We start from the raw sequence: 19,953 nt of genomic DNA, 5'->3' as shown, positions 1-19,953 counted from the left end.
CTAGATCACTGCGGCTTCACCAATCGGGCGGCCTTCTACGATCCGGTCATAGCCAAACGGGCAAAGGTCCAGCGTCTGGAAGCTGCCGGTTGTGATCAACTCGGCAAGGCCGCGCCCCATCGCGGGGGCTTGTTGCAGTCCGTGGCCGGAAAAACCGTTGATAAAATAGAAGTTCTCAACCTTGTTATGTGGGCCAAGAACGGCATTTTGATCCAGTGTGTTATAGGCATAATGACCCGCCCATTCGTGCACGATCTTCAGGGCGTCGAACTGGGGAATACGCGTCGCCACGATCGGCCAGACATGATGCTCCCATAGCCCGTGATCCATATGGAAATCATCGGGGTCGACTGCCGGATCGGGGTCGGGCCGCGCGCCGATCATATAGGTTTCGGGACCATCCTGTCTGATGTGAACGCCAGATGGGTCGATGGTCAGGGGAAGCTGACGATCAAGCGGACGCTCTGCTTTGACCACCCATGTGAACCGCTTCCGTGGCTCGACGGGGATGTCCAACCCCGCCATGCGCGCGACCAGTCTGGCGCGCGGACCGGCGGCGTTGACCAGATGACCACAAGACAGCGTCTGTCCTGAGGGCAGGGTAACATTGACCACTTTATCCTGCGCCGTGGTGATTGCCTCAACCTCGCCCGCCACATATTCGACACCGGCGGCGACCGCTTTGCGTCGGAACCAATCAAACAACGCCCCACCATCCCAGTAGCCTTCGTCGCGCGTGCCGTGGCTTCCTAAAAGAATGTCGTCCAACTGATAGAACGGAAAATCCCGCGCAATCTCGTCTCGCGACAGAATACGCGTGGCCGCGCCAAGGCGGCGCTGCATCGCTTGCGCGGCGCGCAGCGCGTCGGCATGCGCCTTGTTGTGGGCCAGATAAAGATACCCGAAGCTTTGGATGGTCAGATCTTCGATGCGGGGGTCGCCGCCCATATTGGCCCGCAAATTCTTGATGAAGGAAGCGGTGAATTGCGAGATACGCACATTTAGCGGCTCGCTGAATTGCTGCCGGAGGCAGGAGTTCGTATGTGCCGTAGAGCACAGCGCATAGCTTGGGTCACGTTCGACCACCAATATACGGCCCTGAAAATCCGGTGATTGGCTCAGCCACCAAGCCACCGACGACCCCATGATGGCTCCGCCCACGATGATCACATCATAGGTTTGGTGGTGAGGATCTGTCGCCATCGCAGCCACTTGATCAAGCTGGGTCAGAGGTGCTGCGGAACCGCCAACGCCCCGTCATCGCGTCGCCTCCCGCGCCCATGACAGGACGGCATCATGGTCAGGGGAAAGCTGTTCGGCATCGCCAACAAACGCCATGAACGCCTCGCGCGACCCTTCGGAAACACCGATGATCGCCGGGATGTCGCGGGCCAGTGCTTCGCCCACGGCTTCACGAAAGCCACGCCCCTCGGCTTCCTGTTTGCCGAATTTGTTGACGATCAGAAGATCGGCACCGGCTTTCAAACGGTCTTCGGTTTGCCCCACCGCTGTCTCCAACGCATCGGGGTTCAGTTTGCAGCCGCGCGCGTTGGCACCAAGATACTGGCTGATGCGGATCTTTGGACCGTCAGGCAACACCAGGACATCCATATCGCAATGGTGATCCTCGGCGCGTTCGGTATCAAGCTGGACGGTCCCGCACAGGGCCAGACCTTGCCGCGTCAACGCGTCCGCGACGCCTGCAAGCAACAGGTTGGTTTTGCCCCGACCGGGCGCGATGACATAGGCGAGTTTCATGCAATCCCCAATCGACCGTGCTTATCAGATGCCAATCGGAACGGGCGTTGTCAATTGCCGTGACGCCCCTCTGATGCGCTTGCGTGGTGCGACCGGCTGTGACCAGATGTTGGAAAAGAAAGGTGCGCCATCATGAAGCTGAAACTCCCTGATCACCGACCGCCGCGAGATGCAGCGCAGCGCCGCGCAGTCGCGCCAGTTATTTGCTATCCTGTCGATGGATTGCCTGTACCAAATATAGCGCTCTATCGGGCCGCGCGGAAAACAGCGAGAAAAATCACTGAAGTGCTGGTGCCGCCGCGGGATGCGAAGGTGTTTCAAGTGCCCGCAGGTCATTACTTTCGGATCAATTCGGTAGAGGGACCACAGGTTGGAGATCTGAATCTGTGGAATCTGCACGATCTGCACGAAAGGTTCTATTCAGGCAAGACGCGGGCGCTCCATGGCACGCATCTGTCTGTATCAGATCGGATTTGGTCAAGTCATCCCTATCTGCGTCCCATCGCAACCATCGTTGAAGACACGCTTGATTGGTACGGGTTTGACGAATTTGGTGGGTCCGTTCACGATGTGATCGGCACGCGGTGCGACCCGTACACACATAATCTGCTGGTGGGCGGTCACTATCACCATTGTTGCCATTCTAACCTGACGCGCGCGCTGGCCGATTACCTTGACTGCCCTGCATGTGACGCCGAACCACACATCCACGATGTTTTGAATGTTTTCATGTGCACGGGTTTCACGCGGGACACGGGGCAGTATTTCATGAAAGCCAGCCCGGTGCGGCCCGGTGACTATCTTGAGTTCTTTGCCGAAATTGACCTGCTTGGGGCGCTCAGCACCTGCCCTGGGGGTGATTGTTCGTCCGAGCACAGCTCGGATACCGCCACCTGCCACCCGTTGATGATCGAGCTGTTCGCGCCGACAGAAAATGCACTAAGGGATTGGTCACAGCCGCCGGTGAACGGCTATGACCGGACGCATGGGGTTTGACCGCGCAGATCACGCGAAGGCGGCTTCCAGTGCAATCTCGATCATGTCCCCAAAGGTCTTCTCGCGCTGATCGGATGGCAGCGCCTCGCCGGTTTGCAAGTGATCGGATACGGTCATGATCCCAAGCGCCCGCACGCCATGACGGGCGGCAAGGGTGTAAAGCTCGGCGGCCTCCATCTCGACCCCAAGGATCCCGTGACGGGTCATTTGTTCGTTCAGGTCAGGGCGTTCGTCATAGAAGGTGTCCGAGCTGTAGATGCCGCCCACATGCACCCCCACATCGCGTTTTCGTGTCGCAGCAACGGCGGCTTCCAGCAGGCCATAATCGGCGCAAGGTGAGTAATTCAAGTCGCGAAAGATCGTGGATGACGGCGTTGCGACTGTTGTGCAGGTCATGGCGATGATCACATCACGGACCTTAACCTGCGGCTGCATCCCCCCGATAGAGCCGACGCGGATCAGGGTTTTCACGCCGTAATCCCTGATCAACTCGTTGGCATAGATCGACAGGCTCGGCATCCCCATGCCTGACCCTTGAATTGATACCCGATTACCCCTGTAAGTGCCGGTAAATCCGAGCATTCCGCGCACCTCGTTCACCAGTTCCGCACCGTCCAGAAAGGTCTCGGCGGCCCAGCGGGCGCGATAGGGGTCGCCCGGCATCAGGACAGTTTCTGCGATCTGGCCGGGTGCGGCACCGATGTGGATGGTCATAGCTATCTCCTGTGGGTAAAGTCACGCATATGAAACCGGAATCCCTGATGCGCGCGCTGTTCTTTGCCCTCTTTATCCTCCCACTTCCTGCCTTGGCGCAAGAGCCGGGCGAGCTTGCATTGGTGAAGAAGGTGTTTGCGAAACTGCAACCGATCTCGATCCGGGCCAATCGCGAATATTGCGGGTATATCGGGTATGATCGCTCCGGCAAGCTCGTGGCGTCGAAGGCGTGGCGCGGCGGCAAGGGCACCTGTCGGGCGCGCGACCCCGACAACTTGGTCAATGTCGTGTCGTCCTATCACACCCACGGTGCCTTCTCGTCCCGCTATGCCAACGAAGTGCCGTCAGGCGACGATATGGCCACCGACGAGTTTGAAGGCGTCAACGGCTGGGTCGCCACGCCCGGCGGTCGGCTTTGGTATATCGACACGCAAAAGATGGTGGCGCGGCATGTGTGCGGTATCGGTTGCCTGCCAATGGATGCGAACTTCCTTGAAGGCGATATGGGACCAATCGCGCCCCGTTATCAATATGACCAGTTGATCCATAAGCTGATGTCGTTTGGCGGGTGATGCCTATTCCGCCGCGACGGTTTTGGGCGCAACCAACGTCACAATATCTTCCATGATGGTGTTCAATTCGAAATCCTTCGGCGTATAGACCTTGGCAACACCCATCGCGCGCAGACGGTTGGCATCGTCGTCCGGAATGATACCGCCCGCGACCACCGGGATGTGACCCAGTCCGGCCGCGCGCATCCGTTCGATTAGTTCTTCCAGAAGCGGGATGTGGCTGCCTGACAGGATTGACAGGCCGACCACGTGGGCTTTGGTTTCAAGCGCGGATGCGACCAGTTCTTCCGGCGTCAGACGAATGCCTTCATAGGTAATGTCCATCCCGCAATCTCGGGCACGGGCGGCAATCTGCTCGGCCCCGTTAGAATGACCATCCAACCCCGGTTTGCCCACAAGAAAGGTCAGGCGACGGCCAAGCGCGTCAGAGACCGCATCCACACGGGCGCGAATATCGTCCAGCCCTTCGGTGCGGTTTGATGGGTTTTTCGACACGCCCGTCGGTGCACGATACTGGCCAAAGGTCTGGCGCATCACTTCGCCCCATTCACCTGTCGTCACACCCGCTTTGGCGGCGGCGATTGAGGGCGGCATGATGTTGTCGCCGGACTTGGCTGCGATGCGCAGATTCTCCAACGCTTGCTTAACATCGGTCGCATTGCGATCGGCACGCCATTGCTCAAGACGTGCGATCTGATCGGCCTCGGCTTCCTGATCAGCGACCATGATCGCGCCATCCCCTGCCGTAAGCGGGCTTTCGGCGGCTTCGGTCCAGCGGTTCACACCGACCACGGTGGTTTCACCCGCCTCGATCTTGTTGATGCGGCGGGCATTTGAATCCACCAAACGCGACTTCATGTATTCGATGGCCGCCACCGCGCCGCCCATCCCGTCAATCTGGGCCAGTTCGGCGCGTGCACCGTCTTTCAACTCGGCCACTTTACGGTCCACAGCGGGGTTTTCGTCAAACAGGTCATCGAACTCCAGAAGGTCCGTTTCATACGCAAGGATCTGTTGCATCCGAAGGGACCATTGCTGATCCCATGGGCGGGGCAGGCCAAGCGCCTCGTTCCACGCCGGCAGCTGCACGGCGCGGGCGCGGGCATTTTTCGACAGCGTAACCGCCAGCATTTCGATCAGGATGCGATAGACGTTGTTTTCTGGCTGCTGCTCGGTCAGGCCCAGCGAGTTCACCTGAACCCCATAGCGGAAACGGCGGAATTTCGGGTCTTCCACACCATAGCGGTCGCGGGTGATTTCATCCCACAACTCGACAAAGGCGCGCATTTTGCACATCTCGGTGACGAACCGGATGCCCGCGTTTACGAAGAAGCTGATGCGGCCTACCATGGCTGGGAAGGCGTCCGCCGGGACTTTGTTTTTCAGATCGTCGAGCACGGCGATGGCGGTGGCAAGCGCGAAGGCCAGTTCTTCTTCGGGCGTCGCGCCTGCCTCTTGCAGGTGATAGGAACACACGTTCATCGGGTTCCACTTTGGCAGATGCTGGCGCGTATAGGCGGCGACATCGGTGATCATGCGCAGGGACGGCTCGGGCGGGCAGACATAGGTGCCGCGCGACAGGTATTCCTTTATGATATCGTTCTGCACCGTGCCTTGCAGCTTGGATACATCCGCGCCCTGTTCTTCAGCGGCTGCAATATAGAGCGACAACAACCACGGCGCAGTGGCGTTGATCGTCATCGAGGTGTTCATCTGCTCCAGCGGGATATTGTCAAACAATGCCCGCATGTCCCCCAGATGGCCAAGCGGCACGCCCACCTTGCCGACTTCACCGCGCGACAGTTTGTGGTCACTGTCATAGCCCGTCTGAGTTGGCAGATCGAAGGCCACCGATAGGCCCGTCTGACCTTTGGCCAGATTGGTGCGGTAAAGCTCGTTCGAGGCTTTGGCGGTCGAGTGACCGGCATAGGTGCGGAAAAGCCAGGGGCGGATCGAGTTTTGGCTGGGCATGTCAGAGACTCATCGTTTTGTTGCGCTGCAGCATTTTTCGCAGACGAAAGAATATTACGCAAGGGTGAAATTCGTGGGAAGAAAGTTGCGCAGGGTGCGGGGTGCACCGATCTTTGTGGGGTGTCAGTGGATAGTCTTGCAGCATACGATCCAATTCACACCACCGGATTGCTTTTGCGGCACGACGCGCCGTCTTTACCTTGTCGCTTTTTCCTGAAAACGTAGCGCCATGACGCGTTCCATAGAATTGCCCCTGTGGCTTCTTGTTCTGATTCTGGCTTTCGCCACGGTGACGTTCGCGTCCCATTTCCTTTTTCCTTCGGTCCGCTGGTTCTTCCGCAAGCGACTTGAGCGGGCGGTGGAACGGCTGAATGAAAAGCTCGAACGTCCGATCGAGCCGTTCAAACTGGCGCGTCGCTATGACATGGTTCAACGCCTCTCATATGACCCCGAGGTTGCAAAGGCGATCGCCGAACATGCGCGCAAATCGGGCATGCCAGAGCAAGTCGCCTTTGAAACCGCACAACGCTATGCTCGCGAGATCGTGCCACGGTTTTCGGCCACAGCATATTTTGGCTTCGGTATATGGATTGCCAAACTGCTCAGCCGTTCTTTCTATCGTGTGCGACTTGGGGCTTTCGATGAGGCGCGGTTGAAAGAGATCGATCCGGATTCGACCATCGTCTTCGTGATGAACCATCGGTCAAACATGGATTACGTTCTGGTCACGTGGCTGGCCGCTGAACGGTCACATCTTTCCTATGCCGTGGGGGAATGGGCGCGGGTCTGGCCGCTACGCATGTTGATCCGGTCGATGGGTGCCTATTTCATTCGTCGAAAAAGTCGCAATGCTTTGTATCGCAAGGTGTTGTCGCGCTATGTGCGACTGGCAACGGATGGCGGGGTCACACAAGCGATGTTTCCCGAAGGCGGATTAAGCCTGAATGGAACTGTCGGCGAGCCGAAACTGGGGCTGCTGAGCTATCTTGTGCAGGACTTTGATCCAGAGGTGAACCGCAACGTCGTCTTTGTCCCCGTCGCCATGAACTATGATCGCGTGCTGGAGGATCGGGTGCTTGTCAGGGCCGATATCTTGGGCAATCGGCGGTTTGGGTTGCGATTCAAATACGTCGCCCGCCACATCGGGCGCCATGTTTGGCAACGTGTGACGGGAAAGTTCCATCGTTTCGGGTATGCCAGTGTGTCATTCGGTGCGCCCTTATCGCTGAACGAATATCTCGCGAGCCACAGGACGGAGGAAGACCCACTGGAAAACCTGGGTCACGAGCTGATGTCACGCATTCGCGATGTGGTGCCCGTTCTACCTGTTCCCGTTGTGGCGGCAATCATGCTTGAGCAAGAGACGTTGACCCGCGCCGAGGTGGAAGCCCGCTTTGCGGCGCTGGTCTCGGATATGGAGGCCACGGGCGCCCATGTGCATCTGCCGCGCGGAGATATGAGCTATGCGACGGAAGTTGGTATCAGGCTGCTGTCATTGCGTAAGCTGATCGTCGAAGAAGGCGAGGGACCACTTGCCCGGTATCGTGTCAACCAGCCTGATCGCTTGATTCTAGCCTACTACGCGAACTCCATTGCACATTTGTCCGATGCCATCACGACGGTTCAGATGTCTGATTTGAGCCCGGCCGAGGTCGCGGACGCGGCCGGTTTTCCGGACTGATGCTTGGTTCGCCTTGATTTGAGCGCGACATAAAATTACAAAAAATGGCTAAATGTTGTTGCATTCTTGCGAGGCGATACGTAATGCTGCACGAGCAGCCGCATTTCTGCATCGCGGCAACAGAATCGGATAACGCGCAACAGAAGGAGGCCCCGATGGCTTTGGATACTCAACCCAGCATCGCAGATTACGATGCCCCGAAGAAGGACCTGTACGAGATCGGTGAGATGCCGCCGCTCGGGTATGTGCCCAAGCAGATGTATGCATGGGCCATCCGCCGTGAACGCCATGGCGAACCGGACAAATCGTTTCAGGTTGAAGTTGTCGATACTCCGGTGTTGGACAGCCACGAGGTGCTCGTCCTCGTGATGGCCGCTGGCGTGAACTATAACGGTGTTTGGGCCGGTCTTGGTGTCCCGATCTCCCCATTTGATGGCCACGGCGCGGATTATCACATCGCCGGGTCGGATGCTTCGGGTATCGTCTGGGCGGTTGGCGACAAGGTGAAAAGCTGGAAAGTGGGCGACGAAGTTGTCATCCATTGCAACCAGGATGACGGCGACGACGAAGAGTGTAACGGCGGCGATCCGATGTTTTCACCCTCGCAGCGGATTTGGGGATACGAAACCCCCGACGGGTCTTTCGCGCAGTTCACCAACGTGCAGGCACAACAGCTTTTGCCGCGTCCCAAGCACCTGACTTGGGAAGAAAGCGCCTGCTATACGCTGACCTTGGCCACTGCCTATCGGATGTTGTTCGGTCACGCACCGCATGAACTGAAACCCGGCCAGAACGTGCTGGTCTGGGGTGCCTCTGGTGGTCTGGGATCGTTTGCGATCCAGTTGATTAATGCTGCGGGTGCGAATGCGGTTGGCGTGATCTCGGATGAAGACAAACGCGAGTTCGTCATGTCACTTGGCGCAAAAGGCGTCATCAACCGCAAGGATTTCAATTGCTGGGGACAACTGCCCACCGTGAACACACCCGAATATGCGGCGTGGTTCAAGGAAGTGCGAAAGTTCGGCAAAGCCATTTGGGATATCACCGGCAAGGGCAACAACGTGGATATGGTGTTCGAACACCCTGGTGAAGCCACGTTTCCGGTGTCGACCTTCGTCTGCAAAAAGGGCGGTATGGTCGTGATCTGCGCCGGCACCACCGGGTTCAACTGCACCTTTGATGTGCGGTATCTGTGGATGCACCAAAAGCGCATCCAAGGCAGCCACTTTGCGCATTTGAAGCAAGCGGCCTCGGCCAACCGCATGATGATTGAGCGTCGAATCGACCCCTGCATGTCCGAAGTCTTCCCATGGGAAGATATTCCGGACGCACATATGAAAATGTTGCGCAATCAACACAAGCCCGGCAACATGGCGGTCCTGGTTCAGGCACCGAAGACCGGTCTGCGCACTTTTGAAGACGCTCTTGAGGCCGGCCCGAAATAAGCCCAAAACCAACTGAAATTCAGCCCTCCGTCCGATCTGGGCGGAGGGTTTTTTTGTCGAATTTTGAAACACTTCACATGTTAGATTTGCGAATCACCTACTCTTAAAGCTGACCCACTGGTCGGTTTATTCAAAGAACAATATGTTACGTGTTTCATCCTCCCCATTTATGGGGAGGTTAAATGGGTGAATACCGAAATGAGAAAACACATGCGAAGGTTGATTTCCCAACTTGCGAGATCGAGGCTTTACATGTCTGATGAATGGATCATTGATGTTCTTACTGACCTGAAGGCCTACGCGGTTAAAAATGGTTTGAACGTCACGGCCGACCAGCTTGATGACGCGCGACTGATTGCCATGACAGAAATCGCCTCCGCCTCACGTCAAGAGACGGAGAACGCGCGCGAATATGAAAAACCGGTTGGAAGACCTTGTCTCTACGTTGCAGGCGGCGAGCTCGCTTGAAGACCTGCAAGCCGTAACCGAGGCTCTGCGGGACCACTATGACGTTTCGCATACGGTTTATCACTGGGTTAATTCCGTTGGTGAAAGGTTCGGCGCGGGCACTTACAGCGCCGAGTGGGTTGATCGCTATCTTGAAAAAGATTACTTGCGTATCGACCCGGTTATTTTCGGTTGTTTTCAAAGATTTACACCGGTCATCTGGAAGTCGCTCGACTGGTCGTCGAAGGCGGCGCGGGAGATGTTTCAGGATGCCATGAACTATGGTTTGGGCAACCAGGGATTTACCATTCCGATACGTGGTCCCAACGGGCAATTCGCTCTGTTTACCATGAACGCGACCGCTGAAGATGACGCTTGGGAAACCTTCGTCGATGAGAACACGCGCGACCTGATGATCATCTCGCATGAACTGAACAAAAAAGCGTTGGAATTTGAGAAGTGGGGGCAGGATGTTCAATCCCCGTCACTGTCGCCTCGCGAGTTATCGGCGATGACGTGCTTGGCGAAGGGCATGAATCGCGCACAATCTGCGGCAGAAATGAACATCTCAGAGCACACGCTAAGAGTGTATATCGAATCGGCGCGACACAAACTTGGCGCGATGAATACAACCCATGCGGTAGCGCGTGCGTTGTCTGCGGGGATCATCATCGTATAAAATACATCTAAAACGCTTAAGACATTTGCCTTATTTTAACCATAAGGCGACCATCATTTGGCTAACTTATCGGACAAAGGAGCCAAACCGATGCTGCGCTATCTCTATGGTAATGATTTGAACAACTTCCCTCTGCTTGCAGACACAATGTTTCGTGATCGTGCGGAACAGTTTTCTCGTCGGTTGGGCTGGGATGTCCATGTAGACGATGCAGGCCATGAGCGGGATGAATACGACGACATGAATCCCCTATACGTGATCTGGGAACAGGCAGATGGTCGCCATGGCGGCTCAATGCGTTTTCTACCTACGGTGGGCCAAACCATGGTCAACGACCATTTCGATCACCTGACGGACGGGGTGCATATCGAAAGTCCGCTGATCTGGGAATGCACCCGCTTCTGCCTCGCGCCAGGCGCGGATCGTCGGGCCTCGGCCGCTCTGGCACTTGGTGCAGGCGAATTGATGGCCGCCTTCAAGCTGCGCCACTATGTCGGTGTGTTCGATCCGCGTATGGAGCGGATCTATCGCCTGATGGGGCTGGAGCCGGAAGTCATCGGAACTGCCGGTGAAGGTAAAGACCGCATTGGTGTGGGTCTTTGGTCCATGAATGATGATGCCTTTGCGCCGACACTTGCCCGAGTGGGCGTGGATCGCGAAACCAGCAAGAACTGGTTGCGGTATTCGCTGGGTCTTGGCCAACGTGTTGTTGCACCGGATGCCATTCCCGCAAGTGCATAAGCGGTCATCATACTGATGTGCGCCATACGTGCTGGCGCAGCATCAGAGCGCAGGTTAGGGTCGCGCCATGACCACTGGCGCGCACCTGACCTATTCTGATGACCAAGCGGACGCCCATGACCGCGTGGCTGAAATGCTGCGCGGGGCAGGCGTTGATTTGGATGATGCGCTGCTGACGCCATTATCCGACGGCAAGTCGCAAGTGATGGCCGTCGTCGGTAAAGCGGGGTCGGGCAAGACGATGCTGCTTGCCCAACTGTATCGCGCGCTGCAAGAAGCCGGGGTCGAGGTCGTGTCCGGCGATTGGGAAGGCAAACGTCGCAAGGATCGCAGGACTTTGGCCATATTAGCCCCGACCAACAAGGCGGCCAGCGTGTTGCGCAACCGCGGCGTGCCAGCAACGACGATTCATCGGATCCTTTATACTCCCGTCTATGACCCCGAATACGAAAAGATCGCCGAATGGCTGGCCGGAAACGGGGAGCGGCCGTCGGTCGAAGGTCTGACTGATGCGGCGCTGGATCGCGCTTTTGCTTTTTATCAGGCCCAGAAGTCCATTCCGGGGGCGCTTGCTGCGGCTGGATTGCGCGGATCAGATTTCATCACCGGCTGGAAACGGCGGGATGACCCTTTGGATATTGGCTTTGTCGACGAAAGTTCGATGCTGGACGAAAAACAGTTCAACGATCTGCGCGAGATCTTCCCGACATTGGTATTGTTTGGTGATCCCGCACAGCTGGCCCCGGTGGGCCAATCGGGTGAAATGGTCTTTGATCGGCTGGGCGACAGCCGAAAGATGGTGCTGCATCGTATTCACCGTCAGGAACACGATAACCCAATTCTGGATCTGGCCCATGCTCTGGCGGATGACACGCTGGATTTCGCAACGTTCGAAACCATGATCGAAGAGGCCGCACGCTTGGACGATCGGGTGGTGGTTGCACCCCGCGTGAATGCCGATCTGATGGCGCGCTCGCCCGTTCTGGTTTGGCGCAATGTGACACGCGTCCGACTGATCACCGCATTCCGGGGGGCATTTGGCGCGCCTGAGCATGAACTGATGCCCGGTGAACCGCTGATCTGCGACGGGATCGAGCTGCCCCTGAAGCATCGCAAGAAACGTATTGATCTGGAAGCGCGCGGCCTGATCAAGGGCGCGCAATGTGTTTATCTTGGCCCCGGAAAACGTCCGGGTTTTTCACGATTGCACGTGTTGGGGGCCGAGGATCCGCAATTGTCAGCGGCCTCGATCATCAAGATTGAAATGCCTGACGAAGAAGAACCGTTCATCCCGTATGCCGCCAACATGGGCGCGGCTTTTTTGCATGGGGCGGCTGTGACCATTCACAAGGCACAGGGGTCACAGTGGCCTGAGGTGCAGGTCTTCGCGCCGGACATCTGGGCGGCATCGCGGGCGGGACGAACAGAGGCTGGGCTGCCGTTGTGGAAACGTCTGGCCTATGTCGCCATCACGCGGGCCGAGACGCGCTTGTTTTGGGTGAAACGCTATGCGATGGCCCGGCCAGAGGTCGCATTGTCGACAAGCGACTTGGCTGCAAAGCCGGTGGAGTTGACCCTTGCCGCGCCGGGCGAAGGCGCAGCCTGACTCGGACAGATCACGTGCGCAGGATCACGCGAAACAGGGCTGATGCGCCCCATCCAGCGGCAATCGCGATCACCAGTGACAGGATGCCATAGATCAATGGTTGTTCGTGGGCGAGGTTGAAGATCCACCGTTCCAGCCCAACCTTCTGAACGTTGATCACCGTTTCATATTGCGAGGCAACATTACCGTCCCGCGTCAGATAGATACGTGTGCGATAGTCACCTTCGGTCACATTGGCGGGCAGGGCTATTCGCGTGTCGAACAGCGTTTCTTCCTGCAATTTGACGCTGTTTTCCATCAGCTTATATAGCCCCGACTTTTCGCGGATGCGGATCAGGGCGCGGGTGAAGTCGCGCGGGTCTTCGTTGGTGAAGGGGTTGTCGCTGATGCGGATCGACCGCTCGACCGAAATGACGTGCTTCAGGTCGTCAAGGATCGACAATGTTTCAGTCAGCGGCGCTGATGTTGCAACAGCATAGAAGCTTGGCGCAGCGGCCAGTTCGATCGAGTCCGTGTTCACCCATATCCCGAAACGCTTGTCCTTTTTGCGCACAGTGATCGGGTGCGCTGGGCCCTCGACGACGACGATCACTTGAAGGGGGCTGTCGTTGGGGGGCGGGGCGTCCCGCTTGACAGCACCGAAGATCAGGATCTCCGACCCCACAAAAGTCGCCGTGATCGAAACGCGGTTCTGGCTAAGTCCCGCAACGACTTTTTCTGCGCGTGCGGGCAGGGCGGCGAAGAACATCAACGAGAGGATGGAAATGGCACGCAGCATCAGTGCGCCCCGGCCTGACCGATTTCATAAAGCTCGGCCGGTTGGATCAGCAGGTCCAACCCAAGTTTGCCACAGACAACAAGCACCATCAGCGCCAGCAGCACCCGCAACTGCTCTGCTTTCAGTTTCACGCCAATGCGCGCACCGATCTGTGCGCCCACGACACCGCCGATCAGCAGCAGAACGGCCAACCCCATATCGACGGTGAAGTTGGTTGTGGCGTGCAGAAGCGTTGTAAAGGCGGTCACGAAGATGATCTGGAACAGCGAGGTTCCCACAACCACCTTAGTCGGCATCCCCAATAGATAGATCATGGCCGGCACCATGATGAAACCTCCACCGACGCCCATGATGGCAGCGAGAATCCCGACCAGAACGCCCACCAGAATGGGCGGAATGACCGAGATGTAGAGGCCCGAGGTGCGGAATTTCATCTTGAAGGGCAGGGCGTGCACCCATGTGTGCTTGCGGCGCGTCGGCACCGCCGTCCCCCCGCGGGTTTTCATCAACGCCCGCACGCTTTCAACGAACATCAGGGATCCGATGATGCCAAGGAACACGACATATGACAATTTGACCAACAGATCGACTTGTCCGATTGCTTTCAACGCATTGAACAATTGCACGCCCAAAGCCGCACCGATCAGACCACCGATCAGCAGCACCACCCCCATTCGAAGGTCCACCGTCTTGCGTTTCAAATGCGCCAGAACGCCAGAGAACGAGCTGGCCACGATCTGGTTGGCTTCCGTGGCCACCGCGACCGCGGGCGGAATACCGATGAAGAACAGCAAGGGCGTCATCAGAAAGCCGCCACCCACACCAAACATACCCGACAGAACACCCACGATGCCACCAAGCCCGAGCAGCAGAAACGCGTTTACGGAAACCTCGGCGATTGGCAGGTAAATCTGCATTGGGAAAGAACTCTGGGCTGGCTGTGAATTGGCTGGTTGTTTCTTTATTGGCCCATGAGGCGGGGGTTAGTCACGTGTTAAGTAGCGTCGAACCAGTTTTTCCAGCTTTTCAGCACCAAGTGGTGCCATTGCCTTGGTATGTTCGTGGCTGATCGCCTCGTCCGACAAACCCTGCGCCATGTTGGTGATGGTTGAAAAGGCGGCAACCCGCAAACCAAGGAAGCGCGCAAGAATCACTTCGGGCACGGTTGACATGCCGACCGCGTCCGCCCCCAAGGTGCGAATGGCGCGGATTTCGGCGGGCGTCTCGAAGGACGGGCCGGAATACCAGGCATAGACGCCAGGGGTCAGAGCAACGCCTTCATCTTTGGCGATCTTTGCGAAAACCTTCTGCATCTCGGCGTCATAGGCACCGCCCATGGGCACGAAACGAGCGTCAGACACTTCGCCGATCAACGGGTTCAACCCCGAGAAGTTGATGTGGTCCGAGATCAGCATCAGCTCGCCGGGCGGAATGTCCAGCCGCATTGATCCGGCCGCGTTGGTCAGGATCAGGCGATCCGCGCCAAGGGCTTTCAGAAGTTCCAGCGGCAGGCGCATCGCATCGGCTTTGCCATGCTCGTAATAGTGTGACCGGCCGCCAAACACGGCAACCCGTGTGCCTTCCATATGCCCGATCACCAGTTTCGGATTGTGGCCCGATACATGCGCCTGTGGGAAGCCATCAAGCTGGTCATAGGGGATCGCAACCCCGTCGACCGTATTGGCCAGATGCCCCAGGCCTGATCCAAGGACCAGGCCCACCTCGACCGGCTCTGACCCAGCCAGGTTGCGAACCTGCCGGGTCAGCGCCTCAGCGTTCCTTGACATAGGGTTGCCCACCGGCTTTCGGTGCAACAGCGGTGCCACCGAAGCCAGCCAGAATGATCACGGTCAGGATATAGGGCAGGGCCTGCATGAATTGCACCGGAATGACGAAGGTGCCAAGATCAATGTTCTGATACCGGTTGGCGATGGCTTCCAGCAGACCGAACAGCAGCGTGGCATAGAGCGCGTGCCACGGACGCCACCGGGCAAAAATCAACGCCGCCAGCGCGATATAGCCGCGACCTGCGCTCATTTCCTTCACAAAGCCTGCGGCGAGTCCTGTCGCCAGATAGACCCCAGCCAGACCACACAGGACGCCCGCAATCAACATCGCCGCGTAGCGCAGCCGGATCACCGATACGCCTGCCGTATCGACCGCCGCAGGATTTTCGCCCACGGCCCGCAGGCGCAGGCCAAAGCGAGTGCGATATAGCACGAACCATGACAACGGCACCATCAGAAGCGCCACGTAAACAAGGATTGTGTGGCCCGATAACAGATCGGAATAGATCGGTCCAAGGATCGGCACATCGGCCACCGCATTGGCAAAGGGCAGTTCCAGATTTGAAAAACGCTGACCGCCGGACAGGCTTGGCGTGCGCCCGCCAAGCCCGAACCACGCAGTGCCGATCAGGATCGTGATGCCCGAGGCAAAGAAGTTCAGCGCCACACCCGAGATCAACTGGTTCCCTTGAAAGGTGATCGAGGCAAGGCCATGCACCGCAGAGAACGCGATCGAGGACGCCACACCGGCCAGAAGCCCCAGCCAGACCGACCCGGTCGCCGCTGCAACGGCTGCCGAGAAAAAGGCCGAGGCAAGGATTTTGCCCTCAAGCCCGATATCGAAAATGCCCGCTCGTTCCGAGAACAACCCGGCAAGGCAGGCCAGCAAAAGCGGTGTGGCCAGACGCAAGCCGCTGTCTGCGATTTGGATGATCGTCAGGAAATCCATCAGTGCGCCCCCCGTTTTGCAGACCGGATGAACGCGCGTTCCACCGGCGCCCTGACCATGTTGTCAAGCGCCCCGGTGAACAGGATCACCAGCGCCTGGATGACGATGACCAACTCGCGCGGGATTTTCGTCCATAGCGACAATTCGCTGCCGCCTTGATAAAGGAAGCCGAACAGCAAAGCCGCCAGCAGCACCCCAAACGGGTGATTGCGGCCCATCAGCGCCACGGCGATCCCGATAAAGCCAGCGCCTTCAACCGAATTCAGGACAAGTCGCTCGGCCTCGCCCATCGTGTTGTTGATGGACATCATGCCCGACAATCCGCCGGACAGGATCATGGCGACCATGATGATCTTGAACGGTGATATACCCGCATAGACTGATGCTTCTGAGGATAGGCCAAAAGCGCGGATCTCGTATCCCAGACGTGACCGCCACATCAGAAGATAGACGATCAAGCAGGCCGCAAGCGCGATGAAAAGCGAGACATTCACAGGCGCGGATTTCGAGAAGTTTATGCCGATCGGAGCAAGAACGTCGTGCAGTGTGGGCAGTTGTGTTGTTTCGGGGAACGATGCGGTTTGCGGGTTCATCTCGCCTTTTGGACGCAGTACGTTCACCAGAACATAGTTCAGTGCGGCTGCCGCAATGAAGTTGAACATGATTGTGGTGATCACCACATGGCTGCCGCGTCGGGCTTGCAGATAGGCGGGAATAAGTGCCCAGGCCGCGCCAAACACAGCCCCGCCGATCATGGCGAACAATATCGCGACGGTCCAATGCGGGAAGGGGATATAAAGACAAACCAGCGCAACACCCAGCCCGCCGATCATCGCCTGACCTTCGCCGCCGATGTTGAACATCGCCGCTTTGAAGGCGATCGACACGGCAAGTCCGGTGAAGATGAAGTTGGTGGCATAGTAAAGCGTGTAACCCCAGCCGTAGGTTGACCCCAGCGCCCCGGAAATCATCATCCGAAGTGCATTGATCGGGTTTTCACCAATGGCCAGTATGACAAGCCCAGACAGCACAAAAGCGATCAGCAGGTTCAGAAAGGGGATCAGAGCCACATCGGCCCACTTGGGCATCTTCTGCATCAGGCTGCATCCCCTTCCTGTGTGACCCCGGCCATCATAAGGCCCAGTTCACGTTCATCTGTCTGGTCGGGCAGGCGTTCGCCCATGATATGGCCGTCAAACATGACCGCAATTCGATCACTGAGGGACAGGATTTCTTCCAATTCGACCGAGATGAGAAGCACCGCCTTTCCCTGATCGCGCAAGGCAATAATCTGTTTGTGAATGAACTCGATCGCGCCGATGTCGACGCCGCGTGTCGGCTGGCCAACCAAAAGCAGATCGGGGTTGCGCTCGATCTCGCGCGCCACGACGATCTTTTGCTGGTTGCCGCCCGAGAAACTTTTCGCCTCAAGTTGCGGATTGGGGGGGCGCACATCGAACCGGTCCATCTTGTCCTGGGCAATCTCCAGGATTTTCGCGTTATCCATCAGAAACTTGTTCTTTTGGTATTCCGGCGCGTGGTGATAACCGAAGACGATGTTCTGCCACGCCGGGAAGTCCATGATCAGACCGTGCTCCTGCCGATCCTCGGGCACGTGTGCGATCCCGCGTGCCCGCCGCGAGCGCCCGTCGGAATACTTGCCGGTCAGGTCAATTGAATCACCACTGATACGAATTTCGCCGGTGGCATTGGCATAGCCGCCCAGAACCTCCAGCAACTGCGACTGGCCGTTGCCGGACACGCCCGCGATGCCAAGGATTTCACCCGCGCGCACGTTAAGCGAAATGCCCTTCAGGCGTTCCACCCCATGATCATCGACCATGCGCAGGTTCTCGACCTCCAGAATCTTCTTGCCGGGACTTGCAGGAACCTTGTCGACACGCAACAGCACCTTACGACCCACCATCAGTTCTGCCAGGTGTTCAGGGTTCGTGTTCTTGGTCTTGACTGTCGCGGTCATCTCGCCGCGCCGCATGACGGACACGGTGTCTGTGATCTCCATGATTTCGCGCAGTTTGTGGGTGATCAGAATGATCGTCTTACCTTGATCGCGCAGCCCATTGAGGATGCGGAACAGGTGGTCGGCTTCGGCCGGTGTCAGCACGCCGGTCGGCTCGTCCAGGATCAGGATATCCGCCTCGCGATAGAGTGCTTTCAGGATCTCGACACGTTGTTGTACACCGACGCCAAGGTCTTCGATCAGCGTATCCGGATCAACGTGGAGTTCATATTCTTCTGCAAGCGATTTAAGCGATTTTCGGGCCTTGGCCAGTGACGGACGCAGCATCGCGCCATCTTCCACGCCGAGGATCACATTTTCCAGCACCGAGAAATTTTCGACCAGTTTGAAATGCTGGAACACCATCCCGATACCGGCAGCAATTGCGGCCTGACTGTCGGGGATCTGGGTTTCCTTGCCGTGGATGAAGATCTGCCCTTCATCGGCCTTGTAGAACCCATACAGAATGGACATCAGGGTAGATTTTCCCGCGCCGTTTTCGCCGATGATCCCATGGATCGTTCCCGGCTGCACGGAAATCGAGATGTCCTTGTTCGCTTGCACCGGCCCAAAGGCCTTCGAGATGCCACGAAGTTCGATGGCGGGGGCAACAGTCGCCTGTTGCCCCCCTTTGCTCATGTCAGCCATCGCCCGATCAGAACTTCATGACCGGGCAGGTGTCGTCCGACTGATAGTCGTGAACGGCGATTTCGCCCGAGATGATTTTGGCTTGGGCCTCTTCAACGGCGGCTTTCATCTCATCCGTCACCAGTTCGGCGTTATATTCGTCCATCGCCAGACCAACGCCGTCATGCGCCAAATCCATGACACGCACGCCGGGCTTCAGGTTTTCGCCTTCTTTCATGGCGTCATAGACCGAAACATCGACCCGCTTCACCATCGAAGTCAGCACCTTTCCGGGGTGCAGGTAGTTCTGGTTGCTATCGACACCGATGGACAGCACACCTTCGTCTGCGGCGGTCTGCAATACACCAAGACCGGTGCCGCCAGCCGCAGCATAGATCACGTCAGCGCCTTGGCTGATCTGTGCTTTCGTCAACTCGCCACCTTTCACCGGATCGTTCCAAGCCGTCGGCGTGGTTCCGGTCATGTTCGAGATGATCTTGGCATCCGGATTTGTCGCCAGAACGCCTTGTGCGTAGCCGCAACCGAACTTACGGATCAGCGGGATGTCCATTCCGCCGACAAAACCGACGGTGCCCGACTTGGATGCCATCGCTGCCATGATGCCGGCCAGATACGAGCCTTCATGCTCGGCAAACGCGACATTCAGGACGTTGGGGGCATCCGACCAGCCGTCATTGGTGACGAATGTGGTTTCCGGGAAATCCGGGGCCACTTCGGACAGGGCCGCCGACATGGCGAAGCCAAGGGTGATCACCGGGTTGGCTCCGGTTTCAGCAAAGCGGCGCAGTGCCTGTTCGCGCTGGGCTTCGGACTGAAGCTCGATCTCAAGATAGCTGCCGCCGGTTTCCTTGGCCCATTTTTCAGCGCCATTGAAACCGGCTTCGTTGAACGATTTGTCGAACTTGCCGCCAAGGTCGAAGATGATCGCGGGATCAGCCAGTGCCGTCCCGGCGGTCAGGGCCATCGACGCAACGGCGCCAAGAAATGTCTTCATCAGGGTCATGTTAATACTCCCGGTTGTTGTTGTTGGGGGTCGCGGACGGAATGTCAGCCGATTCCCAGAGTCTGCGAGCAGATCGCTGAATAGGATCATCCGGGATTTTGGGCGGAGGGCAAGGGCGCGGTCAACATTAAGTTTCGTGGTCCGCGTTGAAAATGTCT

The 19,953-nt window shown here is 57.6% G+C and carries 19 protein-coding genes; 8 read left to right on the top strand and 11 right to left on the bottom strand.

Features of this window, described 5'->3' with window-relative positions; all coding sequences use genetic code 11:
• Together AC13C8_RS17975 and AC13C8_RS17970 are read right to left on the bottom strand one after the other, a co-directional pair.
• Entirely contained in the window at positions 1-1,203 is a 1,203-nt protein-coding gene (locus AC13C8_RS17975; protein WP_482848586.1) for an NAD(P)/FAD-dependent oxidoreductase, read from the bottom strand.
• A gap of 54 nt (positions 1,204-1,257) precedes the next feature.
• Positions 1,258-1,758, bottom strand: coding sequence for a DUF2478 domain-containing protein (locus AC13C8_RS17970; RefSeq protein WP_091429111.1), 501 nt, complete (start codon positions 1,756-1,758; stop codon positions 1,258-1,260).
• A gap of 132 nt (positions 1,759-1,890) precedes the next feature.
• On the opposite strand from AC13C8_RS17970, the gene AC13C8_RS17965 reads away from it, so the two are divergent.
• Positions 1,891-2,754: an urea carboxylase-associated family protein gene (locus tag AC13C8_RS17965; protein ID WP_091429112.1), complete on the top strand. Its 864-nt coding sequence runs from the start codon at positions 1,891-1,893 to the stop codon at positions 2,752-2,754.
• A gap of 9 nt (positions 2,755-2,763) precedes the next feature.
• Here AC13C8_RS17965 and deoD read toward each other — a convergent pair whose 3' ends face one another.
• Positions 2,764-3,468, bottom strand: a complete 705-nt coding sequence (gene deoD, locus AC13C8_RS17960; RefSeq protein WP_091429114.1) for a purine-nucleoside phosphorylase — start codon at positions 3,466-3,468, stop codon at positions 2,764-2,766.
• 29 nt (positions 3,469-3,497) lie between these two features.
• On the opposite strand from deoD, the gene AC13C8_RS17955 reads away from it, so the two are divergent.
• Positions 3,498-4,040 carry a DUF4329 domain-containing protein gene (locus AC13C8_RS17955; protein WP_482848585.1) on the top strand — a complete coding sequence of 181 codons (543 nt, stop codon included), beginning with the start codon at positions 3,498-3,500 and terminating at the stop codon, positions 4,038-4,040.
• Positions 4,041-4,043: 3 nt separating this feature from the next.
• Here the strand turns inward: AC13C8_RS17955 and AC13C8_RS17950 are convergent, their stop codons facing one another.
• Entirely contained in the window at positions 4,044-6,011 is a 1,968-nt protein-coding gene (locus AC13C8_RS17950; RefSeq protein ID WP_482848584.1) for a methylmalonyl-CoA mutase family protein, read from the bottom strand.
• Between the two features lie 229 nt (positions 6,012-6,240).
• Here AC13C8_RS17950 and AC13C8_RS17945 point away from each other — a divergent pair, with 229 nt between their 5' ends.
• The 6 genes from AC13C8_RS17945 to AC13C8_RS17920 all read left to right on the top strand — a co-directional run bounded on the left by AC13C8_RS17945 (position 6,241) and on the right by AC13C8_RS17920 (position 12,610).
• Positions 6,241-7,692 carry a 1-acyl-sn-glycerol-3-phosphate acyltransferase gene (locus AC13C8_RS17945; RefSeq protein WP_482848583.1) on the top strand — a complete coding sequence of 484 codons (1,452 nt, stop codon included), beginning with the start codon at positions 6,241-6,243 and terminating at the stop codon, positions 7,690-7,692.
• Positions 7,693-7,847: 155 nt separating this feature from the next.
• Complete coding sequence (gene ccrA, locus AC13C8_RS17940; protein ID WP_091432090.1) at positions 7,848-9,137, top strand: crotonyl-CoA carboxylase/reductase; 1,290 nt, start codon at positions 7,848-7,850, stop codon at positions 9,135-9,137.
• Between the two features lie 252 nt (positions 9,138-9,389).
• Entirely contained in the window at positions 9,390-9,605 is a 216-nt protein-coding gene (locus AC13C8_RS17935; protein WP_143064291.1) for a hypothetical protein, read from the top strand.
• Positions 9,550-10,263 (top strand): helix-turn-helix transcriptional regulator, encoded by a 714-nt coding sequence (locus tag AC13C8_RS17930; RefSeq protein ID WP_091429118.1) that lies wholly within the window; start codon positions 9,550-9,552, stop codon positions 10,261-10,263. Before AC13C8_RS17935 ends, AC13C8_RS17930 begins: the two co-directional genes overlap by 56 nt.
• A 90-nt stretch (positions 10,264-10,353) precedes the next feature.
• The gene (locus AC13C8_RS17925) at positions 10,354-11,004 is read left to right on the top strand and encodes an acyl-homoserine-lactone synthase (protein WP_091429120.1); all 651 of its coding nucleotides are present in this window, start codon (positions 10,354-10,356) and stop codon (positions 11,002-11,004) included.
• Positions 11,005-11,071: 67 nt separating this feature from the next.
• Complete coding sequence (locus AC13C8_RS17920; protein ID WP_482848582.1) at positions 11,072-12,610, top strand: ATP-dependent DNA helicase; 1,539 nt, start codon at positions 11,072-11,074, stop codon at positions 12,608-12,610.
• A 10-nt stretch (positions 12,611-12,620) separates the two neighbouring features.
• Here the strand turns inward: AC13C8_RS17920 and AC13C8_RS17915 are convergent, their stop codons facing one another.
• The 7 genes from AC13C8_RS17915 to AC13C8_RS17885 all read right to left on the bottom strand — a co-directional run bounded on the left by AC13C8_RS17915 (position 12,621) and on the right by AC13C8_RS17885 (position 19,795).
• Positions 12,621-13,388 carry a TIGR02186 family protein gene (locus tag AC13C8_RS17915; RefSeq protein WP_091429123.1) on the bottom strand — a complete coding sequence of 256 codons (768 nt, stop codon included), beginning with the start codon at positions 13,386-13,388 and terminating at the stop codon, positions 12,621-12,623.
• Positions 13,388-14,305, bottom strand: coding sequence for a sulfite exporter TauE/SafE family protein (locus AC13C8_RS17910; protein ID WP_091429125.1), 918 nt, complete (start codon positions 14,303-14,305; stop codon positions 13,388-13,390). The genes AC13C8_RS17915 and AC13C8_RS17910 overlap by 1 nt, the downstream gene beginning before the upstream one ends.
• 66 nt (positions 14,306-14,371) lie before the next feature.
• Entirely contained in the window at positions 14,372-15,175 is an 804-nt protein-coding gene (locus AC13C8_RS17905) for a purine-nucleoside phosphorylase (protein ID WP_482848581.1), read from the bottom strand.
• Complete coding sequence (locus tag AC13C8_RS17900) at positions 15,159-16,124, bottom strand: ABC transporter permease (RefSeq protein ID WP_177179298.1); 966 nt, start codon at positions 16,122-16,124, stop codon at positions 15,159-15,161. Before AC13C8_RS17900 ends, AC13C8_RS17905 begins: the two co-directional genes overlap by 17 nt.
• Complete coding sequence (locus AC13C8_RS17895; protein ID WP_091429131.1) at positions 16,124-17,221, bottom strand: ABC transporter permease; 1,098 nt, start codon at positions 17,219-17,221, stop codon at positions 16,124-16,126. The genes AC13C8_RS17900 and AC13C8_RS17895 overlap by 1 nt, the downstream gene beginning before the upstream one ends.
• Positions 17,221-18,792 carry an ABC transporter ATP-binding protein gene (locus tag AC13C8_RS17890; RefSeq protein ID WP_482848580.1) on the bottom strand — a complete coding sequence of 524 codons (1,572 nt, stop codon included), beginning with the start codon at positions 18,790-18,792 and terminating at the stop codon, positions 17,221-17,223. Before AC13C8_RS17890 ends, AC13C8_RS17895 begins: the two co-directional genes overlap by 1 nt.
• A gap of 7 nt (positions 18,793-18,799) precedes the next feature.
• A complete protein-coding gene (locus tag AC13C8_RS17885; protein ID WP_482848579.1) occupies positions 18,800-19,795 on the bottom strand; it encodes a BMP family lipoprotein in 996 nt (331 codons plus the stop codon).
• Positions 19,796-19,953 lie beyond the last annotated feature (158 nt).

The sequence above is a fragment of the Aliiroseovarius sp. B-4 genome, from assembly GCF_056857795.1.
The sequence above is the reverse complement of the archived record's forward strand: the minus strand, read 5'-3'. Positions and strand labels throughout refer to the sequence as shown.